This window comes from Flavobacterium sp. HJ-32-4, assembly GCF_022532105.1.
Taxonomy (GTDB): Bacteria; Bacteroidota; Bacteroidia; order Flavobacteriales; family Flavobacteriaceae; genus Flavobacterium.
On the sequence record NZ_CP092832.1, the window covers coordinates 2,929,281 to 2,953,679 of the forward strand.

Annotated in this window: 21 protein-coding genes; 13 read left to right on the forward strand and 8 right to left on the reverse strand. The window is 51.3% G+C overall.

The features are described from left to right. Positions 1-178: 178 nt before the first annotated feature. Together MKO97_RS12520 and MKO97_RS12525 are read right to left on the reverse strand one after the other, a co-directional pair. Positions 179-1,801, reverse strand: coding sequence for a trehalose synthase (locus tag MKO97_RS12520; protein ID WP_241103552.1), 1,623 nt, complete (start codon positions 1,799-1,801; stop codon positions 179-181). Next, positions 1,798-3,735, reverse strand: coding sequence for an alpha-1,4-glucan--maltose-1-phosphate maltosyltransferase (locus MKO97_RS12525; RefSeq protein ID WP_241103553.1), 1,938 nt, complete (start codon positions 3,733-3,735; stop codon positions 1,798-1,800). The genes MKO97_RS12520 and MKO97_RS12525 overlap by 4 nt, the downstream gene beginning before the upstream one ends. Positions 3,736-3,802: 67 nt before the next feature. Between MKO97_RS12525 and MKO97_RS12530 the strand changes: the two genes are divergently transcribed. Next, a complete protein-coding gene (locus MKO97_RS12530; RefSeq protein ID WP_241103554.1) occupies positions 3,803-4,672 on the forward strand; it encodes an alpha/beta fold hydrolase in 870 nt (289 codons plus the stop codon). Further along, the gene (gene msrB / locus MKO97_RS12535) at positions 4,669-5,160 is read left to right on the forward strand and encodes a peptide-methionine (R)-S-oxide reductase MsrB (RefSeq protein WP_241103555.1); all 492 of its coding nucleotides are present in this window, start codon (positions 4,669-4,671) and stop codon (positions 5,158-5,160) included. The genes MKO97_RS12530 and msrB (MKO97_RS12535) overlap by 4 nt, the downstream gene beginning before the upstream one ends. Before the next feature lie 71 nt (positions 5,161-5,231). On the opposite strand, the gene MKO97_RS12540 is transcribed toward msrB (MKO97_RS12535), so the two are convergent. Beyond that, positions 5,232-5,666 (reverse strand): four helix bundle protein, encoded by a 435-nt coding sequence (locus MKO97_RS12540; RefSeq protein WP_371820402.1) that lies wholly within the window; start codon positions 5,664-5,666, stop codon positions 5,232-5,234. Positions 5,667-5,792: 126 nt separating this feature from the next. On the opposite strand from MKO97_RS12540, the gene msrB (MKO97_RS12545) reads away from it, so the two are divergent. Beyond that, a complete protein-coding gene (msrB, locus tag MKO97_RS12545) occupies positions 5,793-6,191 on the forward strand; it encodes a peptide-methionine (R)-S-oxide reductase MsrB (protein ID WP_241103556.1) in 399 nt (132 codons plus the stop codon). A 679-nt stretch (positions 6,192-6,870) separates the two neighbouring features. Here the strand turns inward: msrB (MKO97_RS12545) and MKO97_RS12550 are convergent. Together MKO97_RS12550 and MKO97_RS12555 are read right to left on the reverse strand one after the other, a co-directional pair. Next, the gene (locus tag MKO97_RS12550) at positions 6,871-7,572 is read right to left on the reverse strand and encodes an SIMPL domain-containing protein (protein ID WP_241103557.1); all 702 of its coding nucleotides are present in this window, start codon (positions 7,570-7,572) and stop codon (positions 6,871-6,873) included. Positions 7,573-7,604: 32 nt separating this feature from the next. Next, entirely contained in the window at positions 7,605-8,258 is a 654-nt protein-coding gene (locus tag MKO97_RS12555) for a rhomboid family intramembrane serine protease (protein ID WP_241103558.1), read from the reverse strand. Between the two features lie 23 nt (positions 8,259-8,281). On the opposite strand from MKO97_RS12555, the gene MKO97_RS12560 reads away from it, so the two are divergent. Next, a complete protein-coding gene (locus tag MKO97_RS12560) occupies positions 8,282-9,259 on the forward strand; it encodes a lysophospholipid acyltransferase family protein (RefSeq protein WP_256463641.1) in 978 nt (325 codons plus the stop codon). On the opposite strand, the gene MKO97_RS12565 is transcribed toward MKO97_RS12560, so the two are convergent. Beyond that, on the reverse strand, positions 9,237-10,721 hold the full coding sequence (locus MKO97_RS12565; RefSeq protein ID WP_241103560.1) for an aminotransferase class V-fold PLP-dependent enzyme: 1,485 nt from the start codon (positions 10,719-10,721) through the stop codon (positions 9,237-9,239). The genes MKO97_RS12560 and MKO97_RS12565 overlap by 23 nt on opposite strands. A 269-nt stretch (positions 10,722-10,990) precedes the next feature. Here MKO97_RS12565 and MKO97_RS12570 point away from each other — a divergent pair, with 269 nt between their 5' ends. Further along, positions 10,991-11,497: a hypothetical protein gene (locus MKO97_RS12570; RefSeq protein WP_241103561.1), complete on the forward strand. Its 507-nt coding sequence runs from the start codon at positions 10,991-10,993 to the stop codon at positions 11,495-11,497. Positions 11,498-11,553: 56 nt separating this feature from the next. On the opposite strand, the gene glmM is transcribed toward MKO97_RS12570, so the two are convergent. Further along, a complete protein-coding gene (gene glmM / locus MKO97_RS12575; protein WP_241103562.1) occupies positions 11,554-12,942 on the reverse strand; it encodes a phosphoglucosamine mutase in 1,389 nt (462 codons plus the stop codon). A gap of 100 nt (positions 12,943-13,042) precedes the next feature. Between glmM and MKO97_RS12580 the strand changes: the two genes are divergently transcribed. The 5 genes from MKO97_RS12580 to MKO97_RS12600 all read left to right on the forward strand — a co-directional run bounded on the left by MKO97_RS12580 (position 13,043) and on the right by MKO97_RS12600 (position 19,196). Beyond that, entirely contained in the window at positions 13,043-13,750 is a 708-nt protein-coding gene (locus tag MKO97_RS12580) for a T9SS type A sorting domain-containing protein (RefSeq protein WP_241103563.1), read from the forward strand. Between the two features lie 96 nt (positions 13,751-13,846). After that, positions 13,847-14,968 carry a T9SS type A sorting domain-containing protein gene (locus MKO97_RS12585; RefSeq protein ID WP_241103564.1) on the forward strand — a complete coding sequence of 374 codons (1,122 nt, stop codon included), beginning with the start codon at positions 13,847-13,849 and terminating at the stop codon, positions 14,966-14,968. Positions 14,969-15,019: 51 nt separating this feature from the next. Then, on the forward strand, positions 15,020-15,604 hold the full coding sequence (locus MKO97_RS12590) for an ACP phosphodiesterase (RefSeq protein WP_241103565.1): 585 nt from the start codon (positions 15,020-15,022) through the stop codon (positions 15,602-15,604). Then, a complete protein-coding gene (gene ggt, locus MKO97_RS12595) occupies positions 15,601-17,268 on the forward strand; it encodes a gamma-glutamyltransferase (RefSeq protein ID WP_241103566.1) in 1,668 nt (555 codons plus the stop codon). Before MKO97_RS12590 ends, ggt begins: the two co-directional genes overlap by 4 nt. Positions 17,269-17,411: 143 nt before the next feature. Beyond that, on the forward strand, positions 17,412-19,196 hold the full coding sequence (locus MKO97_RS12600; protein ID WP_241103567.1) for a chloride channel protein: 1,785 nt from the start codon (positions 17,412-17,414) through the stop codon (positions 19,194-19,196). Here MKO97_RS12600 and MKO97_RS12605 read toward each other — a convergent pair. Further along, positions 19,193-21,154 (reverse strand): endonuclease, encoded by a 1,962-nt coding sequence (locus tag MKO97_RS12605; protein ID WP_241103568.1) that lies wholly within the window; start codon positions 21,152-21,154, stop codon positions 19,193-19,195. The two genes, MKO97_RS12600 and MKO97_RS12605, sit on opposite strands and share 4 nt — an antisense overlap. A 116-nt stretch (positions 21,155-21,270) precedes the next feature. Here MKO97_RS12605 and MKO97_RS12610 point away from each other — a divergent pair, with 116 nt between their 5' ends. From MKO97_RS12610 to MKO97_RS12620, 3 genes are all read left to right on the forward strand, one after another. Beyond that, entirely contained in the window at positions 21,271-21,711 is a 441-nt protein-coding gene (locus MKO97_RS12610) for a KTSC domain-containing protein (protein WP_241103569.1), read from the forward strand. Between the two features lie 47 nt (positions 21,712-21,758). Beyond that, on the forward strand, positions 21,759-23,165 hold the full coding sequence (locus tag MKO97_RS12615; protein WP_241103570.1) for a rhodanese-like domain-containing protein: 1,407 nt from the start codon (positions 21,759-21,761) through the stop codon (positions 23,163-23,165). 83 nt (positions 23,166-23,248) lie between these two features. Continuing rightward, a complete protein-coding gene (locus tag MKO97_RS12620) occupies positions 23,249-24,391 on the forward strand; it encodes a TlpA disulfide reductase family protein (RefSeq protein WP_241103571.1) in 1,143 nt (380 codons plus the stop codon). Positions 24,392-24,399: the final 8 nt, after the last annotated feature.

Sequence of the window (24,399 nt, forward strand, 5' to 3'; positions counted from 1 at the left end):
GACTGAGTAACTGAGCAACTGAGGAACTGGGTAACTGAGGAACTGAGGAATTGGGTAACTGAGGAACTGAATAGTTGAGTAGCTGAGTACTGCCAACTGCGACCGCTACTATCAACTATGAACCATGAACCATGAACTAAGAACCATCAACTCCCAACTCCTAACCCCTAACTCCTCCCTAATACCCCATCAAACTACCAATTCCCGTTAACGGAATCACTGCCCAGCGTGGTCTTGAGTTGAGTTCGTACCCGAGTTCATACACCGCTTTTTCAAGCAGGCAGTATTTCAGGAGGAAGTCGATCTCTTTCTTGTAGCCGATATTGAGGTTACCGCCCTGGGCCGTTTCGGTATACGTCTGCAAAAAGACGCCTACGAAATAGTGAAACAGCAGCTCGCCCGCCCGGAAGAGGTCTTCCTGTTCATACGGGTATTTGTCGCTGTTGTTGAAAATCGTGGCATAGATTGCGTAGTGGAACGACCGGAACATACCCGCCACGTCTTTCAGCGGCGGTTGTTTCACCTTGCGGTCACGGATGGTGCTTTCGGGTTCGCCTTCGAAGTCGAGTAAGTAGAAATCATCGCCGTTCACCAACACTTGGCCGAGGTGGTAGTCGCCGTGGATGCGGATGCGTTCCGACTTCATCTTCGTCCAGTCGAAATCGAGGAATTCCTTCCGGATTTCCTTTTTATGGTCGAGGAAGCGGTTGGCGAGTTCGAGTGCGAGTCCGTCGAGTTTGTGCAGGTTGTTTTCCAGGATGTTCAACCGGTTCTGGAACTGGTACGTCAGGCGGTTTTTCAGCCATACGGTATAATCGCCGTTATAGGTCGTCGGCGTGAAAGCCGTGTCGTGGATGTCGCTGCCGAGGGCGATATGCATCTCCGCCGTGCGCGTCGCCAGTGTGCGAATGCGCTGGAAGATACTGAGTCCGGCCCAATCGATGATTTCGTGCGGCACTTCGTTCAGTTTCAACCGCGTGAACAGCGGCACATCGGGCAGGTCCTTGATCTTTATCTTCTTGTTTTTGAGGTTGTCGAAGATGCGGTCGGTTTCTTCCAGCATAAACCTCCACGCATCGCCCTGGTTGGGCACGAGGTCCTGCATTAGGCCCAGCGTGATGTCGCCTTCCGACAGCGTGACGTTGATCGACCCCAGGTAGGCCGGCGACGATTTGAAGTCCATGCGCTCGGTCAGGAACCGGCTGATTTCATAATCAGGGTTCGTACTGATATAAATACGACGGAAGATCTTCAACACGAACGCATCGTTGTAAATGATCGAGGTGTTGCTTTGCTCGACGCCCATGAACCGCGACGAACGGTATTCGCGGTCTTTGAGTTTCTTCCCGCGGTGGAAGCGCACTTTGTCTTCCTTATCGGACCCGGCAATCTTGTCGAAAAGCAACTTCCGGAAATCTTCCTGGTGGAGCGCGTCGATCAGGAACCCATCCTGTTTGCCCATTTTGACGGGCGCGATGATGGTGTTCGTATCCAACTCCTCCTCTGCCATGAACGCTACCGGCATGAAGTAGTGCTGGTAGAAGGCTTCCTTAAAGTTGACCTCGAGCAACACCCCGTAATAGGTATTCTTTTCCGACTTGATCCGGAACCAATCGATGACTTCTATGTACTTCAGCGTGGACGCTTTCCCTCCGTACCACCGTTTGTTGAGGATGTATTCTTCCAGGATATCCGAACAGAACACCTTGCGGAATTCGTCATCGGCGAAAGCGGTTTGCCAGTCGGTCTTGAAGACAAACGGGTTGACGAACGCATCTTCATTTATTTTGGCCTCTTTCATGTCCTTTCAATTTTGAAGAGGTGGAACGGCAGTGACGGGTGCAATTCCACATAATTCCATTCTTTGTCCCAATAATAGCTGTAGCCCGAAACCAGGTCGGTCACGTGCACCGGACGGTTTCCGATTTCCGCAATCGGCAGGCGCACCATGCCGGCACGTGGGTGGTCTTTGTCGAGACTGGCCACCATGAGCGTTTCATCCGAGCGGGCATCGTCCCATTTGTAATAGGCCATCAGTTGGTCGTCAGACGTATCGCAGAACACGATGTTGTTGGTTTGCTGCAACGACGGGCGTTCGTGGCGGATGCGGTTGATTTTTGAAATGAGCATGGTGAGCTTGTTCTGGTGCTCCCAGTTCCAGTGATAGACCTCGTATTTTTCCGAGTTCAGGTATTCTTCTTTTCCTTCCGCCATCGGTTCGGAGACCATGAATTCGAAAACCGGACCGTAGATGCCCAGGGAGGAACTCAAGGTGGCGGCAAGGAAGTATTTCTGAAGGTGGATCGCCTCATTGCCGCGCTGGAGGGCAAACGGATTGATATCCGGCGTATTGGGCCAGAAATTCGGGCGGTAGAACTCTTTCTGTTCGGTTTGGGTGAGTTCGGTAACGTAGTCCTGGAGTTCTTTCCGGGTGTTCCGCCACGTGAAATAGGTGTACGACTGCGTAAAGCCCTGTTTGGCCAGTTCGTTCATGATTTTCGGACGGGTGAAGGCTTCTGAGAGGAACAACACATCCGGATGTTTGCGTTTGACCTGGTCGATGATCCAGCCCCAGAAGAAGAACGGCTTGGTGTGCGGGTTGTCGACGCGGAAGACGCGGATGCCGCATTCTTCAATCCAGAAGAGGAGTACATCGCGGAATTCATTCCACATATTCTGCCAGTCGGTGGTTTCGAACCAGATCGGCTGGATGTCCTGGTATTTTTTAGGTGGATTTTCGGCGTATTGTACGGATCCATCCGGACGCCATTTGAACCATTCCTTGTGTTCCTTCACCCACGGATGGTCGGGTGCGGCCTGCAGGGCGTAATCCATCGCAATTTCGATACCTACGGCCTGTGCCTTTTTTACCAGCGACTTAAAGTCGTCGAGGGTGCCGAGATCGGGGTGGATGGATTTGTGTCCGCCGTATTGCGAACCAATACCCCAGGGCGAGCCGACATCGCCGGGTTGGGCGTTTGTGGCGTTGTTCTTGCCTTTGCGGTTCACCTCCCCGATGGGGTGCACGGGCGGGAAGTATAAGGTATCAAAGCCCATGGCGGCGACGCGAGGCAAAAGACGTTCACAGTCTTTGAACGTGCCGTGGGTATTGGGTTTGTCGGAGGCCGATCGGGGGAAGAATTCGTACCAGGTGCTGAAAAGTGCTTTTTTACGATCTACGTAGACACGGAGTTCGTCGGAAGCGTTTTCGATGTACCTAACGGGATACTTCAGGAAGATGTCGTGTAATTCCGGAGACAGCGCCAATTGGATGGCTTCGTCGTAGCGTTTTTCATCGGTAAAGGCAGCAGCGGCTTTTTTCAGGAACTCCTTCTCCTCTTTGGACGCGGCTTTCTGCACCGATTTGATATACTCCGCTCCTTCCAGCAATTCCGATTTCACGTATTGGTTGTCGTGGATTTTGCGTTCGGTGCCGCGTTGCCAGTTGAGGGGATAATCGACCCATCCTTCTACTAAATAGGAATAGAAACCTTGCTTTTCTACGGTGAATTCGGCGGTCCATTCGTCATTGCCGAGTGGTTGCATCCGGACTTCCGACCATTTCTTCTCCGATTCGTGGCGGTATTTTACACAGCATTCCATGACATCGTGCCCATCGGCAAACACGTCGGCCGTTACGACCACTTTCTGGCCGACCACACGCTTTATAAAATGAGCGCCGCCGTCGAGTTGCGGTTGTACGTTCTCGATGACGACGCGGGTCTGTTTTTGCATTTTGTGTTATTTTTATGATTCCTAATTTAGGAAAAAACACACTATTTGGTACCTTTCCCAAAGATTTATGGAAACATCAACGAAACCGGCTAAAGTCCCAAAATCCTTGCAGATTCCTTGGCCAATCCGCGCAACGGTAAAATTTTTGGCATCGGTTTCTACTCCCCTCGCCACTTCCTTTTGTGCCCGGCTTTTCACCACGCCGCTGAAACACCGTCCGCCGAAACGCGAACTCGGAATGGAAGCGGAAAGCGTGAAAGAGCGGATACACGTGCCAGCCATCGGAAAAGACATCGTGCTGTATCGCTATGGCGAAGGCACACGCCGCGTATTATTGGTGCACGGCTGGTCAGGACGGGGTACCCAATTGGTGAAAATTGCTGATGCCTTCCGCAAAAACGGATTTGCCGTGGTGAGTTTCGATGCCCCTGCACACGGGCGTTCACCGGGCCATACGACGCTGATGCCTGAGTTCATCGCCTCGATCTTTGAAGCGGAAAAGCAGGCCGGACCGTTTGACGTGGTCGTCGGCCACTCGCTGGGCGGCATGTCGGTGCTGAACGCATTAAAAGACGGACTTCGCGTGCAAAAAGCCGCAATCGTAGGCAGTGGTGACGTGATCGGCGATATTTTTGATGGTTTCATTAAACGGATGGAACTTGACCCGAAGATCAGCGTGGAGATGAAGCGGTATTTCGAACGGCGGTATCCGGGTAAAACCATGGAGGACTATTCCTCGTATCTCTCGGCAAAGGAAATAAAGGTGCCCGTGCTGGTGGTGCACGACCAGGACGACCACGAAGTGCCGGTGGGCTGTGCGTATCATATCGCCGACCATCTGCCAAACGGAAAACTCATGATTACAGAGGGGCTTGGTCACCGAAAAATACTCGGCGACGCTACCGTAATCGAATCGATACTTAATCACACGCTATGAAACAGATTTTAATTTTGTTGGCCTTTATGGCCGTGAGTTGCCAAGGGCAGTCGCAGTCGCAGTCTCAGGCGCCGTCGACGGCCGTTGGAAAAGACGGGAAAGTGGTCAAGACCGACGCCCAATGGAAGGCCGAACTCACGCCGGAGCAATACGATGTGTTGCGCCTGAAGGGTACGGAACGTCCGTTTACGGGGGAATACAATGAGCATTTTGAGAAGGGTACGTACGTGTGTGCTGCCTGCGGGAATCCGTTGTTTGTCTCCGATTCGAAATTCAAGTCGGAATGCGGATGGCCATCGTTTGACAAAGCGATCAAAGGCTCGGTGGTTTTCCTGGAAGACAACTCGTTTGGTATGAAACGTACGGAAGTGGAATGTGCGCGTTGCGGCGGCCACCTCGGTCACGTGTTCGACGACGGCCCGACGGCTACGGGGGATCGGTATTGCACGAATTCGGTGTCGATAAAGTTTGTGGCTGGGAAGAAGTAGGTGAGGGTTGAGGGTTGAGGGTTCATAGTTCATAGTTCATAGTTCAGGGTTCAGGGTTCAGGGTTCAGGGTTCAGGGTTTAGGGTTGGGGCCGCGGTCGGCAGATTGAAAGTTCCTAAAGTACTTGATGAAACCGCTTAGTAATCTTTTTATGAGCAATATCTGCGCTCTGGCCGAATTGAATCCCTCGTTTCCCATAAAGCCAAGATCAAGAGCTACGAAACACTGTGCTTCCAATTCGTACAGAGAACCCCGTGCCATATGGAGAAAATGGAGTGTGTCTTTATTGGTTCTTCTGCCACACCCTTCCGCTATGTTAGAAAGGATTGAAATCGTGGATCTGCGCATTTGTGAGACCAATCCGAATCGTTCTTCACTGGGAAAAACAGTAGTTAGCCTATAAATAACGGTTGTGAGTTTCCGTGCTTCGGTCCATACTTCGAGTTCGGTGTAATTCATTGTTAAGGCCATTTTTTGACTTGTCCAAACATCCAAAAAACAGGCCATATGGTTTTACGGTAAATCCGTACTTTTTCCTAAAATTGCGTATCTTCTACACCACCCAGAACCATCAACCATCAACCATCAACCATCAACCATCAACCATCAACCATCAACCATCAACTATCAACCATGAACTCCTCCTACAAAATCCAAAAAACCGAAGCCGAATGGCTGGAGCAACTCGGCCCCGAACGCTATAAAATCCTAAGGCAAAAGGGAACCGAGTTTCCGCATACCGGAAAATACAACCTTCATTTCGAGCAGGGCACGTATGCCTGTGGCGCATGTGGGGAACCGCTTTTCGCGAGTGACTCTAAGTTCAATTCCCATTGTGGTTGGCCGTCGTTTGACGAGGCGCTTCCGGGTAAAATCGAGTATGTGCAAGACCGAACGCATGGGATGATCCGCACGGAAATCCTGTGTGCGACCTGTGGCAGCCACCTGGGACACGTTTTTGATGATGGCCCGACGGAAACCGGACAACGGTATTGCGTGAATTCGGCGTCGGTGGATTTTAGAAATGAGTGAAGGATTTAGAACTGAGCAACTGAGGAACTGAGTAACTGAGTAACTGAGGAATGAGGAACTGAGCAACTGAGGAACTGAGGAACTGAGGAATTGAGTAACTGAGGAACTGAGGAACTGAGGAATGGAGGAATGGAGGAATGGAGGAATGGAGGAACTGGGGAATTGGCGAACGGAGGAACTGAGGAATTGAGGAATTGAGGAACTGAGTAACTGAGGAGTTGAGGAACTGGCGAACAGAGGAACTAAGGAACTACGGGCATTCGGCCATCCGGTAATTGTGGCCCCATGGACTTACGGACTCAGGAACTAAGGGACTCAGGGACTTAGGGACTTAGGGACTAAGGGACTTAAGGACTAAGGGACTTAGGGACTCACGAACCCCCAACAAAAAAGGGACGATCTCTATTGGAGACCGTCCCTTTTCTATTGGAGCGTTCAAGACGTAAAGCAACGGAAGCCTGCGCTGTAACCCTCGCCTTTTACGGTATTCTTACATTTCCTCGCTTCCGCCCTTTTCTACGCTATCGAAGTTTCATAATTGCTGAGTTCCCACCTGCCTTACGTCATCTTAGAGTGCCGCCCTTCTACGCCAGATGCGCTTCTCAGTTCCTCAGTTCCTCAGTTCCTCAGTTACTCAATTCCTCAATTCCTCAGTTCCTCAGTTACTCAGTTACTTCTTCTACTTCAAAATAAAACTCACGCTTACCACAGCACTGATCTCAATCTCTCCGGCTGCCAGCGTGTCATTGCCGCCCATTGCATCTTTAGCCATGGCCATAGCGCGCATTTCATACATCGGACGCGGGTAGTCGACAGGAGAATTGTCGGTGACGGTAAAGGCCGAACCCAATTGCTGTCCGAGGGCTGATGTAAAGTCGAGGGCTTTCTTCCGGGCGTCTTCAATGGCTTTTTTGCGGGCTTCCGACTTGAGGGTTTCCGCTTTTGAAGAGGCGAATTCGATGCCGTAAATGTTGTTGACGCCCTGGTCGACAAGGCCTTCCATCAATCCGTCGTATTTCGTCAAATCACGGATCAGGATGCGGATGGTTTGTGTGGCAACGTAGTTGTGCTTTTTCTTTTCGTAATCGTACTCGTCGTTGAGCGTCACGCGTTGGGTGCGGAAGTCGGCGTCGGCTATGCCTGCCTTGCGGATGTATTTCACGACCGCATCGGTGCGGCTGTCATTTTCCTTCTTCACATCGGCGGCCTTCGAGCCCTTGGTTTCGATCGATACGTTGATGCTTACCTGGTCGGGTGCCACTTTAACTTTGCCCTCGCCATTCACCGTGATCAACGCGGGTTGCTGGGGTACGGGTGGCGGAAGTTGTGCCCAGGCAGAGGCGCCAGCCAACAGAACGGTCATTAAAAAAATCTTTTTCATAGTCAATATGTATTAAAGGTTTGTAAACAGGTTCAAAGCTTTCCCGACTTGGCCAAAATAAAAAGTACCACGATGGGAACCGCGAGGAGCACGACGATTGGTAGATGGCGTGAGACCAGATCCGGTTGGTGTGCCAAGGTCAGGAGATAGCCGCCTACCGCGCCGCCGAAGTGGGCGGTGTGGCCGATGTTGTCGGTTCGGGTGCGCATGCCATAAATCGAATAGAACAGGTAGAGTATGCCGAATATATAGGCTGGAATATCAATGGGAATGAACATGATGTTGATGTCCCCGTTTGGATTGAACAGTATGGCCGAGTATAGAACGCCGGTAACGGCACCCGAAGCCCCTATTGCCCGGTAACTGTATTCATCTTTGTGGAAATAGAGGGTGAACAGACTTCCAAAAGCGAGGCTGCCAAAATAGACCACCAGAAACCAGAACGAACCCATTTCCAAAATCACCGTGGGCGCAAAAAAATACAACGTCAACATGTTAAATCCGAAGTGCATGATGTCGGCATGCAGAAAGCCGGATGTCAGCATCCGATAGTGTTGTCCGGCCCGGATGCTCCCGATGTGGAACTCATATTTGCGAAAAAACGAAAGGTCGTCGAAGCCCTTGAAACTGACGAAAGCCGTCACGGCGATGATGACAAGTAAGGCGGGTTGTAGGAGTTCATTCATACCGGGCGAAGGTATTACATAAGATGTTAAGTACATCGGAATTTAAGAAATTCACAAGAAATCGACCTATATTTGCCCCAAATTATGATTGCATGCAATTACTCGCCTTTTGGTTGCTGTATCCGCTGCTTTGGTGCATTTCCGTCCTTCCGTTTCCTTTGCTCTACGCGCTCTCTGACCTGACGTACTTCTTCGTCTATCGTGTGTTCGGATACCGGAAGAAAGCCGTCCGTAAAAACCTCGACATCGCCCTTCCCCATCTTTCGGTGGCGGAACGTCGCGTGGTGGAACGGAAGTTTTATGCCCATATGTGCGACATGTTCCTCGAAATGATCAAAACGCTGACCATTTCTACCAAAGAGATGAACCGGCGTTTTCGCTACACCAATATCGAATTACTCCATGAGTATGAGAAAACCGGCCGGAGTCTCATCCTTATGTGCGCGCATTACGCCAGTTGGGAATGGCTGATCGTGATGGCCGAGCATATCCATGTGTATCGTACGGTAGCGGTCTATAAACGTATCGCAAACCAACGTTTTGACAAATTGGTACGCGACATCCGTGCGCGCCTCAATACCGAACTCATTGAGGCCCAAAAAGCCATCGAAGTGTTACACCAACAGAAAGAAGAAGGTATTCTGGCCGTTTACGGTTTTCTCGGCGACCAATCGCCCCAACTTACGAAGGCGCGTCACTGGGACACGTTTATGGGGCAGGAAGTTCCGATCCACACCGGTGGGGAGATGTTGGCGAAGAAACTCAACCTCAACATCGCCTATTGCCGCGTTACAAAGAAGAAGCGGGGCTATTATGAAGCGACGATTATCCCGTTGGCGGAAAATCCGAGGGAGTACCGCGATTACGAGATTACTACCAAATACTTAAAGGAAGTAGAGAAACAGATACTGGAAGCGCCGGAATTCTACTTCTGGACGCACAAGCGCTGGAAGCACACCGGTAAAAAGAAAAAGCCGGTTATGCAGGAAACCACCGCGTAACCAAATCCCGTTCAAACGACCCGGCCTGGTGGTGGCGGAACTCGTTCGACTTCCGGTCGTAATGATAGTCACCCGCCCATTCTTCATGGTGCGCTGCCAATTGCCGAATCGCCTCACACACATAGCGGATTTCGTCGTTGGTGGTGGTAGGATGGATTGACATCCGCACCCATCCCGGTTTTTCATGAAGGTCACCTGAATCGATCATGCACGTAAGGCTGTGCGACGTTTCCTGGTCGACGTTCAGCAGGTAGTGGCCATAAGTGCCGGCACAACTGCAACCGCCCCTGGCCTGTATACCGAAACGGTCGTTCAGCAACTTCACGGCAAGGTTGAAGTGGAGCCCGTTGATGTAAAAACTAAAAATGCCCAGTCGGTCTTTTTGTTTGCCGGCCAATAGGTTTAGGTTCGGAATCGTCTCCAACTCGTTGAATACGTAGGAAATCAGCTTTTCTTCCCGTTCGTGTATCTTGTCGACACCCATTTCTTCTTTCAGCCGGATGGCAAGGGCGGCCCGGATGACCTGCAGGAAACCGGGGGTTCCGCCGTCTTCACGGACTTCAATATCGCTGATATATTTGTGTTCACCCCAGGGGTTCGTCCAACTGACAGTGCCACCACCCGGATTATCTGGTACGAGGTTGTGGTAGAGTTTGCGATTGAAGACGAGGATACCCGTGCTTCCGGGTCCACCGAGGAACTTATGTGGCGAGAAGAAAATGGCATCCAACGAACACTCCGGATCGGAAGGGTGCATATCAATCGTATCGTACGGCCCTGAACAGGCGAAATCGACGAAACAGAGTCCACCATGCCGGTGCATCACTTTCGCCACTTCGTGATACGGTGTCCGGATACCCGTAACATTCGAACAGGCGGTAATCGATGCGATCTTCAGCGAGCGGTCTTCGTATTTGCGTACTTCGTTTTCGAAGGTTTCGAGGCAAAGGAGTCCTTCCGGACACGATGGGACCACCACTACATCGGCCGTTGTCTCCAGCCAGGAGGTTTGATTCGAATGGTGCTCCATGTGGGAAATGAACACCACCGGCCGTTCGGTCGGCGGCACGGTCGCTTTCAGGTGTTCGGGTAAGCGCAGGCCCAGAATCCGTTGGAACTTATTGACGACTCCCGTCATGCCGGTTCCATAGGTGATCAGGACGTCATCGGATCCGGCGTTGACGTGGCGTTTGATGATGTCGCGCGCTTCATGATAGGCCAGGGTCATGGCGGTTCCGGATACGGTCGTCTCGGTGTGGGTATTGGCTACGAAGGGGCCGAATTCATTCAGTATTTTCTCTTCGATCGGACGATACAGGCGTCCGGAGGCGGTCCAGTCGGTATAAATGATGCGACGCGTTCCGAAAGGGGAGTCAAATTCCTGCCCGATGCCCACAATGTGTTGGCGAAATCGATTGAAATAGGCTTCGAGTTCAACGGAAAGTGCAGTATCGGCAATCATACCCGGATTTTTTTGAGAATGTCCAAAAGTACGGATTTATTTTCTTAGCCCGAATAGCATTCAAAAGGTTGCATCTCGGGATTAACGAACCTGCAAATTCTAATTTTAATTGCATTTTTATTAAAAACACATGCTGTATGAACGTTAGTAATATGAAAAAAGTAGATTATCTCCGTTTTTTGAATAAAAACATGAAAAGTAAATCAAATAATGTAAGAAGTTCAATAATTATATAGTTTTGCCTCCGATAACTAAAACAAATCAAACTCATGAAAAAAATTCTTTATCTCTTTGTAGCTATCGCTGCTATGACAACCGTTTCTTCCTGCAGCAGTGATGATGATGGCGGAGGAAGTGGATCACTAAAAATTGGAAGCAGTACGTTCACGCCGTCTACTAACACAGATGTTCTACTTTACAATACAACGGATGTTGAAGCCGGCACAGATGTTTCTGTCCGCTATTTCAGTCTCATACTGGGTAGTATGACTTCTCCTTCTTATCTGGAGCTAGAGGTAAGTTACAATACCGCGACAGGTATAGACGGAACGTACGCAATTAGCAATACTATTATGGCCGGTAAAGCAACGGTTAGTTTTGAAACACCTGAATTGGCCTATGATTCGACTCCGGCACAGGGCACATTGAAAGTAAAAGATTTAGGTAACAATCAATTCCGACTCGAATTTAACTCGGTTTCATTGGCTGACATTGACAACATAAGTCCGACCATTGTTGCAAAGGGTACGATAAGTCCTTTCTTCAGTCCTTTCTAATCAAGAGTTCTTGAATGACGAGTAAAAGAAAAGCGACCAATAAGGTCGCTTTTAATTTATATCCCCGCGATGTCCGCGATTTCCTTCAACACCTTCTCCGCCAGTGCATCGGCCGCCGCCTGTGTTCCGGCTTCGGTATAGATCCGGATGATAGGCTCGGTGTTGGATTTCCGCAGGTGTACCCACGAATCCGCAAAGTCGATCTTTACCCCGTCAATGGTTGAAAACGTCTCGTGGGAGTACTTACGAAGCATCTCCTCAAGGATGGCATCAACGTCCAATTCCGGTGTCAGCTCGATTTTGTTTTTACTCATAAAATACTGCGGATACGATGCCCGAAGTTCTGACACCTTCATTTTGTTATTCGCCAGGTGTGTGAGGAATAAGGCCACGCCCACGAGGCTGTCACGTCCGTAATGAAGTTCCGGATAGATGATGCCCCCATTACCTTCTCCCCCAATCACGGCGTTGTTTTTCTTCATCAGTTCGACTACATTGACTTCGCCAACGGCACTTGCCTCATATGAGCCACCGTGTTTCAGGGTGATATCGCGAAGCGCCCGGGAAGACGACATATTCGAGACGGTATTGCCAGGCGTTTTAGACAACACATAATCCGCCACGGCCACCAGCGTATATTCTTCCCCAAACATTTCGCCGTCTTCGCTGATAAACGCGAGTCGGTCGACATCCGGATCGACCACAATACCAAAATCGGCTTTTTCCTCCACTACCAACCGGAAGATGTCGCCCAGGTGTTCTTTCAGTGGTTCTGGATTGTGGGGGAAGTGACCGTCGGGCGTACAATACAATTTGACACATTCAACGCCCATCTGTTCGAGTAATTTCGGGATGATAATACCCCCTGATGAGTTGACGCCATCGACCACCACCTTGAAATTAGCCGCCTTCACTGCTTCGGCATCGACCAAGGGCAGGTTGAGGACTTCGTCAATGTGGATGTCCATATACGCGTCATTTTCGGTGATTGTGCCGAGATCGTCTACGGATGCGAATGCGAACGCATCGTTCTCGGCAATCTCCAATATCTTCGCTCCGTCGGCACCTGACAGGAATTCGCCTTTGGCGTTCAGAAGCTTTAAGGCATTCCATTGTTTCGGGTTATGGGAAGCGGTAAGGATGATACCACCGTCGGCCTTCTCAAGCGGCACGGCTACCTCAACGGTAGGCGTGGTTGACAGTCCCAGATCAATTACGTCGATCCCGAGTCCGATCAGCGTATTCGCCACCAGTTGATGGATCATCGGTCCGGAGATACGGGCATCGCGGCCGATCACCACGGTCAGCTTTTCTTTTTGGACGTGTTGTTTCAGGAAGGTCCCATAGGCGGATGCGAATTTCACCGCATCCACGGGTGTGAGGTTATCGCCCGGTGCGCCGCCAATGGTGCCACGAATGCCGGAAATGGATTTGATCAGGGTCATATGCTGGTGTTTTCGGCAAAGATACAGGAAAGCCCTAATTTCCGCCGACACATAGCCGATGAACGTAACCATTTCGTAACTTAGTCGAAAATTCGTCTGTATGAGACACTTCTACCTCCTTGCCTTTTTAGTGTCCGCTACCCTCAGCGTGGCACAGCAACAAGTCTTAGTAGGAACGCAATGGCAATTGACCACTCTTACGATAGGAGGTATCTCGTATGGGGTGCCTGACAATGACGAAGCTAATCCCGCCGCTTTTTGGTTTATGGAAACAGAGGGGAATTATATGATGGAAACGGATCTCTGCAATCTGCTATTCGGAAACTGTGCCTCGGTCGACGACAGCTCGTTTACGCTCGTGCAGCCGATTTACACCACGCTGAGTCTCTGCAATTATGGGGAGAACATGTTTTTTGAAGGCCTGTACTTTTCGTTTTTCATGCAGGCAGGCGAAACGCCCACAGCCTACACCTACTCTATCGTCTACCTGGGCGATTACCCCACCCTTTTGGTAACGGCGCCCAATGGCGACCAGGCGCAATATGGCGCTTATTTTGCGGGTACCGATTCGTCTGTGCGCCAAGGCCTTGCCGTAACGCCAAATCCGGCAACTTCCTATGTGGATGTTACGTTATCGGGCGGTCAAAGCGGGGCGTTAGCTGTCTATGACCTAACCGGAAGAAAGTGCCAGTCGCAACACGTTTCCGCCGCCGAACGGGTCGATGTCAGCCGTCTGTCTGGGGGATGTTACCTGTTTTCGGTGACGACGCCTTCCGGAACCGCGACGCAAAAAGTGCTGATCCGCTAAAACGGATTAAGTACCCAAGGCAATCGAACTACAGCCATCCGGTAACAACGTCGCTGAGTTAGAAAAAAATGTACTTTAGTCGTAAACACAGTGGGCATGAAAAAACACTTCTCCATCGCTCTTTTGGCTGCATTCGTTATTTGCAAGGCGCAGAATGTGACGCTATTCGCAAATGAATGGTATTTGGATCATATGCAAATCGAAGGAATCGACTATCCGGCGCCGACGTCCGGACCCCTGGCGGACATCCAATTCAGCGTTCAATCGGGGGATGGCCCCTCTTTTTATGCCTGGACCGTGGCGTGTAAGCAGCGGACGGGATATGTCTCTTTTCCGTCAGATAACCAGCTGACGTTTTCATCCAGTTGGGGCTGGTATGGAATGGGCTGTAACTCGCCCGAGGATGCCGCGTTTGAAACGAGCTATACCTCTTTCTTTACGGTTCCGTCTACTACATTTGACTATGAAATCGTATCAGACGGACCTGAAAACTGGATGTTAGTCATGATAAATCCCGCAGGAAATAAGCTGTATTTTAAGTCCACAGCATTGCCGCCGGATATCTACATCCTGCTTTCCAGCGACTGGAAACTTCATCACATCAACGCCAATGGGTCAGATGTATATCCAACACCCACTTTTCAAACGTATGGCGTTCATCTAGATTTTACGCAACGTCCCAGCGGTATGGAATTGGCCACCGGCGCATGCCAGCCTGGTATTGGCCAGTTGACATTCAATAATGACGCGTCGTTTCTCCTTGGTCCGGTTGCCTGGTTGCAGCCCGGCTGCATGAACCCCACTGACAACGCATTCAACAACTTGTATGAATCGACCTATTATCCAATAGGACAATATTATTATACGCTCACGGATATTTCTCCTTTGTGTGGCTGCCCACAGGCGGTTTACGAATTGGCCGTTACTTCACCTACTGGGAATGTGGCCTACTACAACTCTCAATCACTGTCGACAATTGATTTCGTAAAACCGATTGTATCGATCTCCCCAAACCCTGCCACTGACTTTGTCGATCTTAACGTTCGCAACGCAACGAAGGCCTCCCTCTCGATCTGCGACCTGACGGGCCGCGTGATCCGTTCACAATCGGTTGAGGAAACCGAACACCTTGACGTCTCTGGCCTTTCCACCGGTGTTTACCTTTTCAACGTAACGACGCCTTCTGGAACTACCACGCAAAAAGTAGTGATCCGCTGAAACCGATTGCCGGATTGAAAGCGGCTTCGTATCTTTGAGGAAACCGCCTCCATGAATTTCCTCGCCCATATCTATCTTTCCGGCGATAATGAGTTGGTGCAGATCGGCAACCTGATGGCCGACGGCATCCGCGGGAAGCGGTACGACGAGTTCCCTCCCGACGTTCGGACAGGCATCCTGTTGCATCGTGAAATCGACACCTTCACCGACGCACATCCCATTTTCCGCGAAAGCACCAAACGCCTCCACAGCCAGTACCACCATTATGCCGGTGTGATCGTCGATGTGTTTTACGATCATTTCCTCGCACACAACTGGGCGTTGTATTCCACCCAACCGCTGGAGGATTTTGTGGCCCGATTCTATGATAACCTTGAGCGGCATTACGACCTGCTGACCGACCGCACCCGCGATATGATGCCGCCCATGATCCGGCACAATTGGCTGCTGTCGTACCGCGATGTCGACGGGATCGCCCGCATCATGACACAAATGGACCATCGAACCGGAAACGTATCGGGCATGCGGGACTGCGTGGGGGAATTGCTGGAATATTACGAGGAATTTGGCGCGGAATTCCGGGTTTTCTTCGAAGAACTCCGTACCTTCTGTCGCCAAAAATTACCCCTGTTATGAGGCGTGTCGTTGTCGCTCTTTTACTGACCACACTGTCTGTCTACGGTCAAACCGGACTCGTGAAACCACATGCCATGGTCGTGTCGGCCCGCAAAGAAGCCTCGGAAATCGGCGCAGCCGTCATGCGAAAGGGGGGCAATGCCTTCGATGCCATGGTCGCAACCGAACTGGCCCTGGCCGTGGCGTATCCGTATGCCGGCAACCTGGGCGGCGGTGGATTCCTGGTCTTCCGAAAAGCGAATGGCGAGACAGGTGCCCTTGACTACCGCGAGAAAGCCCCGATGGCCGCCCAACGGGATATGTACCTCGACGCCAGTGGCAACGTTATTCCGGGCAAGAGCACGGAAGGCGCGTTGGCGGTAGGCGTTCCGGGTACGATCGCCGGTATTTTCGCCGTACACGAGCGGTTCGGGAAGTTGCCCCTGCGCGACCTTTTCGAACCCGTTATCGCGTTGGCGGAAAAAGGCGTAATCATTACTGAAAACCAGGAAAAACAACTTGTCACCCACCAGAACGCCATCGTACGCGCGAGCGGACCGGATTGTTATATGGCACAGAATTACATCGCCGGGGATACGTTGAAATATCCGGCGTTGGCAGCTACGCTGAGACGCATCCTCCAAAACGGCCGTGACGAATTCTATAAAAAGGAAACGGCACAGAAAATGGTGGCGTTCCTCCAGTCAAAGGGCGGTATTGTCACATTGGAAGACCTGGCCGCGTATGAGGCAAAATGGCGGACGCCGGTGGTGTTCACCTATAAGAATGTCAAAGTTATTTCGATGTCGCCGCCGTCAAGCGGAGGCATTACGCTGGCGCAGATACTGAAGATGCTGGAACCGTATCCGTTGGAAAAATACCTTCCGAACAGCCCGGAGGCCATGGCCCTAATCACGGAAGCCGAACGACGCGCCTATGCCGATCGCAACCACTTTCTGGGTGATCCTGATTTTGTCACGATTCCGCAGACCGAACTGCTCGATCCGAAATACCTGAAAAACCGTATGAAGTCGTTCGACCCGCAGCGCGCTACGCCTTCTGCTGAAGTGGCACACGGCGCAATCACGATTTCCGAAAGCAATGAAACTACCCATTACTCGATTGTCGACGCCGAAGGCAATGCCGTGGCGGTGACCACGACGCTCAACGGGGCGTTCGGCAGTAAACTGTACAGCGACGAACTCGGCTTTTTCTTAAACAATGAAATGGACGATTTCAGTTCAAAACCCGGTGTGCCGAATTCTTACGGATTGGTGGGCGCGGAAGCCAATGCCATTGCGCCGGGTAAGCGCATGCTGAGTTCGATGACTCCGACCATTGTGGAGCGAAAGGGCAAACTGCTGATGGTATTGGGAACGCCGGGCGGCTCTACCATTATCACCTCTGTGCTACAGGTACTGCTGGATGTGTGCGTCTGGGGGATGAACATGCAACAGGCCGTCAACCAGCCCCGCTTCCACCACCAATGGCTGCCGGATGAAATCATGGTCGAACCGGGTAAATTCCAACGTGAAACCCTTGACGCCCTGACAGCGAAAGGCTATAAAATCAATGAGAAGAGTGCGCCGGTTATCGGCAAGGTTGATGCCATTCTGGTGCAACCTGACGGACAACTGGAAGCCGGTGCCGATCGTAGGGGGGATGACGCGGCGGCGGGGTTTTGAAGGAGGGTTGGGAGTTCATGGTTCATAGTTGAGGGTTCTTGGTTCTTGGTTCTTGGTTCTTGGTTCTTGGTTCTTGGTTCTTGGCTCATCGTTCATTGTTCATTGTTCATCGTTCATTGTTAACTGTTAATTGAAAAAAATCTGTGTTACGAAAGTTGCTTCATCAATTTGAATTCTTCATCGTCTGGGCCAAATTAAGGTTCACGCCGAAGCAGTTCATTTTTCTGTCGAGCGTGTTGGTCGGTCTGTCGGCGGCACTGGCTGTGATGGTGCTGAAGACGTTTGCCCACGGGGTTTTTTCCTTTGCTACGTATATCAACGGCATCCTGAAGTTGAGTTTCATCAATAGTATCCTGCCTGTGGTGGGCATCCTGCTCACGGTTTGGGTGGTGCGTAAAGTGCTGAACGGTTCCATTGAAAAAGGTACGTCGCAGATCTTGTATGCCGTCGCCAAAAAAGCGGGAATCATCCCGAAGAAACAAATGTATGCGCAGATCGTGACCAGTTCCCTCACGGTGGGACTGGGTGGTTCGGCCGGACTTGAGAGCCCTATCGTGATTACCGGAGCGGCCTTCGGTTCGAACTATGCGCAGCAGTACAAACTCAACTACAAAGACCGCACGATCCTGATTGGTTGTGGCGTGGCGGCGGGAATTGCGGCGGCCTTCAACGCGCCGATCGCCGGGGTGTTGTTTGCAGTGGAAGTGCTGCTGGTCGATGTCAGTATCGCGGCCTTCACCCCTATCATGATTGCCGCTGCCACCGGTGCGCTGGTTTCGCAGTTGGTGCTGGACGAAACCATACTGTTGTCGTTTCGGCAACGGCAGGAATTTGATTACCACAACATTCCCTTTTATGTCGTGCTAGGCTTGCTAACCGGGTTCATTTCTGTGTATTACATGCGGAATTTCACCCGCGTCGAACACTTCTTCAGCAAGTTGAAAGGCAATCCGTATCGGAAGGCTTTATTGGGTTCGTCGTTGTTGGCCGCGATTATTTTCCTCTTTCCTACCCTGTTTGGGGAAGGCTATGAAAGCATCAAGGTGCTGTCGGATACCGACCCCGGACAATTGCTTGAGAACACGCTTTTCTCCGACTTCCGTGACAACCGGTGGGTGCTGTTGGTGTTTGTGGGGCTGACCGTATTAATGAAAGCCTTTGCCACGGGACTCACACTGGGCTCGGGCGGAAATGGTGGTAACTTTGCCCCTTCGCTTTTCCTGGGTTCGTATAGCGGTTTCTTTTTCGCGAGCCTGCTCAATATGACCGGATTGGTCAAGGTACCGGTCAGTAACTTTACGATGGTCGGTATGGCGGGCATTTTGTCGGGACTCTTCCATGCCCCGCTGACGGCCATCTTCCTTATTGCCGAAATCACGGGTGGCTATAGCCTGATGATTCCTCTGATGATTGTATCGTCAATCAGCCTGGCGGTTTCCAAACGCTTCGAACGGCATTCGATGGACATCAAGCATTTGGTCAAGAAAGGCCAGGCATTTACGAGCAATAAAGACCGTAATGTACTTACGACACTCGATGTGGCACAGATCGTACATACCGATTACCTGACGCTGTCGCCCGCCGACAATCTGGAAAAACTGGTCGACCTGATCTCGCATACCGACCAGGTCGTGTTTGCCGTCATAGATGGGGAACGAAATCTTCTCGGCATGATCTATTTCAACGACATCCGCGAGATTATCTTCAGTAATTTCAAGGTAAAGTATACCTCGATTGAGGAAGTGATGCGACCGTCTCCCGAGATCGTATCGCCTGATGACAGCATGGAAACGGTGATGAACCGGTTTGAAAGCGGAAAAATCGCCTACCTTCCCGTCGTCAGGGAGGGTAAATATGTGGGCATCATCGCCAAATACGAGGCGTTGGAGGCGTATCGGGCGAAATTGAAATCGATGACGATTGATTAACGGACGACGAGTTTTTTCGTAACCGTACCTCCGTCCGACGCGATGGTAGCCAGATAGATACCCGAAGGCAACGTCAAGGCTACCGGACGATCGCCCACAAACGTCGTCTCCATCACCTTTACGCCCGTCATCGAATACACCGCAACCGTACCGGATGCTACGCCAGAAATCGTGACGGATTCCCGGGCCGGGTTGGGACGTACGACAACACTAACTGTTTCGGTGTCGGGAAGTGCCAGGCTATTGTTCCATACCTGCCCGAAATTGCTGCCAAAGACATAACTCGCCAGTGCCGGCATATCCACAAAAGGATTCCGGTTGTTCTGCCAGGTATAGACCACATTGTTGTGGTGCATTTCGAAGTCGTCGGCGGGGTCGGATGTATTCCAGGCCAAAAGTGTCGCCAAATCACCAATGGATCCCACGGTGGAATCCGGTAAATTGCCATTCGAAAGGCTCAATGCGTTGTAACGGCAGGCCATGTAAAACAAGGCTCGGGCTACGTCTCCGTGCCAGCTTCCCAGTGTTCCGGTCGGGCCGTTGTAATCGTTAAGTCCATAATCGCGGTTGTTACGCGAACTGTTTTCCGGACCGTCTTCTGCCCGGATGTGATGCGCGTCGCCATGGCCGGCATCGATATCATCGGCATTGGTGGTCGCCCAGTTGTCGATGCCATCCGCCACTGAATTCGTGCCATCGCTGAAGCCGCCACGCGACTGAGGGAAGATGTGTTCGCGGTTCCAGGAGCCGGTATTGCTGGCCGTACTCTGGAATTTGTATTTGGCGCGTGGTTGTTCAACATACATCAGCCACACCTGGTTGCTGTTCAGCGGGTTCTGGTCGGCTTCCTTCAGGATGTCGGTCACATCGCCATAATTCTGCGCATGCACCGTGGCCGGATTGGCAATGATATCCTGGATAGCCTGTTTAAGCTGGGCACCACTTTTACCGTTGAGGGAGTTATAATAACCCGCGGGTGCCGTTGAGGCCACGAGTCCGTATGTCGGATTCACGGGCGTGCCCCAGGCAGCAACTGTGTAGTCGTTGTCGATGACCCAAAGACTGAGGTTGGTATTCAACCGCACGTAGCCGACCGGAAGCGGCGCGACATTAATCAGTAATTGCTCATCCCCTTCATTCAGCGTATCATCCGTCAGGATAATATTCGTCGAAGCCGTGGTAAGTCCGGATGGGATCGTAACCGTCGTAAGTCCGGTAAAATCAGCCGTCGTAAACGTCCCATTCGCCAGTCCAAAATTGATCGTCACGTTTGAGGCTACCGGTGATTGGGCTGTAAAGGTAACGACCATTGTCTGTCCTTCTCCTAGTTCGGTTGCCGTAGTCGACACCGTAATGCCATTGAACAGCACGCCGGTTCCGTCATTGTTCGCGCCGGGTGTCGGGGCTTTCACTTCATAGGTGCCGTCGGTTTTGCGTTGTATGGACTGGGTGGTCGGGCTGTTGTTCGCATTCTCGTCGTATTGCACGTTGATGCCCAAAGCCGTCATGAGCGTAGTGGCATCGGGATCGTTCGTCTCGTAAATCAACCCTGATATAAGGTTGTTGGATGTGGCGGCCGATCCATATGGAAAATTAGATGGGTTGCCGAGGTAAATCCCGATGGCATCGGCGCCGTTCTGCATCAGGCTATCATAGGGAAAATACTGCTGGGGAACCGGCGATGTGGCTGAGCATCCGATGACGATGAGTCCGTTTACGTCGGTTACGAGCCCATCCAAATCCATCGTATAATATACATCAGAACTACCGCCCGACCCGCCGTTCATCAGCACGAGTACGTAGCCGTCAAGTGGAAAATTGGGCGTGGCCGACTTCAATTCGACGAATTCTGCGGTGTCGGTACCGGGCGTGTCGGTGTCAAGCTCGTTGATGACGACTTGGGAAAAAACGGAAGAGACGGAGAAAACCCCGAAAATAAGCAGTAAAATGCGCTTCATGCCAGAATGATTACCCGGCAAAGGTACACCTTCAATCGAAGTAGTTGAAAATTTAACTTTCGAAGTCGTCTTTGTTATGTTCTTGTATGCCTTACTTTTGCGCGAAATTAAAACGCATGAAAAAGATCGGTGAATACCGCAGGCTATTGGGCGTCGACGCAACCGTGACGTTGGCCGAACTGAAGAAAATCTACCGCGACGAGATGAAAGCCTGTCATCCTGACCGTTTTCAGCATGACGAAACCGAGAAAGAGGCGGCCGAATTGCGCAGCCGCGAGGTCATCGAAGCCTACCATTTCCTGGTGTCGATCAACCCGGCTACGCTGGAAGCCGAAAAGCCGGAGTTTGAGGCGACGGTTACCAACCAAACCATCATCGACTATAAATACGAGAACGTGCGATTGGAAATCACCTTCGATAATGGCATTACGTATGAGTACATAAGCGTACCAAAGGCGACGTATATCAAGATGATCAACGCCGATTCGCCCGCGCGGTTCGCGAAACGACACATCCTTCGTAACTTCCCGTACCGTAAAGTCAGCAACGCGTCGTAAGCCGGCTATTCGCTTTTTTCTGCCTAACTTTGCGGAAACCCTAGACGATGAAAATCGAACAGATTTATACCGGGTGCCTGGCGCAGGCAGCGTATTACCTCGAAAGTGAAGGCGAGGCCGCCATTTTCGATCCGCTGCGCGAGGTACAGCCCTATTTAGACCGCGCGGCCAAAGACGGCGCGACCATCAAATACATCTTTGAGACGCACTTCCACGCTGATTTTGTCTCGGGTCATCTCGACCTGGCACACAAGAGTGGCGGAACGATTGTATATGGCCCCACGGCCCAACCGAAGTTCGACGCGCTGATTGCTGCCGACGGACAGGAATTCAAAGTGGGGGCGTATACGGTGAAGGCCCTGCACACACCGGGGCACACCCTTGAGAGTACCTGTTACCTGCTTTCAGACGAAAACGGCACGATGAAAGGGATCATTACAGGCGATACGTTATTCATTGGTGATGTGGGCCGACCCGACCTGGCGCAGGCCTTGTCAGACGACCTCACCCAGGAAAAACTCGCCGGACTGCTTTACGACAGCCTCCGCAACCGGATCATGCCCTTGCCGGATGACCTGACGGTGTATCCGAGCCACGGTGCGGGCAGCGCCTGTGGTAAGAATATGAGTAAGGAAACCACCGATACACTGGGCAACCAAAAGAAAACCAACTATGCGTTGCGCGCCGATATGACAAAGGCCGAGTTCATCGCCGAGTTGTTGGACGGATTGGGAGCGCCGCCGGCTTATTTCCCCCAGAATGTACGCCTCAACATCGAAGGCTATGACAGCCTTGACGAGGTGTTGCGTTCGGGGAAAAAAGCGTTGCCGGCCGAAGCCTTCCGCCATCTTGCGGAACAGGAGGAAGCCCTTTTGCTTGACGTGCGCCATGAAAACGACTTTGTTGCCGGCCACATTCCCGGTTCGATTTTTATAGGGATACAAGGCGGATTTGCCCCCTGGGTAGGCGCCTTGGTTCGGGATGTGCGCCAGCCGCTGTTACTGATTATCCCAGAAGGACGGGAAGAAGAAACCCTGACACGTTTGTCACGTGTTGGATTTGATCACGTACTGGGCTATCTGGAAGGAGGCATCGATAACTGGAAATCAGCAGGCTACGAAACCGACACCATGGATTCGGTATCACCGGATGCGTTTGCGTCGGCCCTTACGCCTGACACTGTAATTGTGGATGCTCGCAAACCCGGCGAATTCGAAGCCGAGCACGTAGAAGGGGCCCACAACCTGCCGCTGGATACGGTGAACGAGCGACTTTCCGACATTCCGGATACGCCATTTTACCTGCATTGCGCCGGTGGTTATCGCTCGGTCATCATGGGATCGATTTTAAAAGCACGTGGCATCCACCATTTTACCAACGTCGAGAAAGGCATTTCAGGCATCCGACAGGCGGGCGTTCCGCTTACCGCTTTCACCTGTAGTTCGGGCAACTGACGACGCCCAAAAATAGGTTAAAGTATACCTTATCCTGAGTGATTTAGGCTATTTTTGCACACACTAAAACCAAATAAAAACTGATGAGACATTTAATTCTGGCGCTGTTTGGATCACTATTGATCGTATCATGTAACAAAAACGGATACACCATCGAAGGTGAGGCCAAGGGCGTCAAAGACGGAACGGAAATCGTATTACAAAAACAAGACTCAACGGGCATTGTACGCCTTGATACCGTCAAAGTGAAAGACGGCAAATTCAACTTCGAAGGCGAAACCGAAGGTCCGGGCCTTCACCAATTGACCCTCAAGGATAACCCTTCGGGCGGTGCTGTATTGATCCTTGAACCTGGCGACATCAAGGTGACGCTTGACAAAGACACCATCTACAAAAGCCGTGTGTCGGGCACGTTCAATAACGACGAACTGGCTGCTTATCTTGATAAAGACATCAAGATACGTAACAAGCAACAGGCGTTCGCCAAGCAGAACATGGCCCGTTACCAGGAAGCCATGAGCAAGAAAGATACGGTTACGGTCAACCAGATTCAGGCAGAGGGACAGAAAATGTATAAAGAGCATGAGAAGCTGGCCAAAGAGCAGGTTAAATCGAATCCGAAGGCGTTTATTTCGGTGCTGTTGCTGACCCAGTTCCTGAGCGCGGGTGAAAAGGAAATGCCGTTTATCGAGAAGAGCTATAACAACCTTGATGCTGCCTTGAAGGAAACCCAGGAAGGAAAAAGAATCAAGAAAGCGATTGACCGGTATAAAAAAGACCTCGAAGCGCAAAAGAACACCTCTGTAGGCCACAAGGCCCCGGATTTCAAAGCAAAGAATGCAGCCGGACAGGAGGTATCGCTTTATTCATCACTCGGTAAAGTGACGATCGTTGACTTCTGGGCTTCATGGTGCCCGCCTTGCCGCAAAGAAGCCCCTGCCATGGTTTCGTTGTATAACGAGTTCCACTCGGCCGGACTCAACATAGTAGGTGTTTCACTGGACGGGGACAAAGCCGCCTGGTTAAAGGCCATCGAAACCGATAAACGCACCTGGACCGACCTTTCCAACCTGAAATCATGGGAAGATCCGGTGGCGCGTATGTATGCCCTTCGCAGTATCCCGACGATCATCGTATTGGATGCTAAGGGTATGATTGTAGCAAAAGACCTGCATGGAGAGGAACTTCGCGCGAAAGTGGCGGAACTCCTGGGGGCGACAAAATAATCACCATT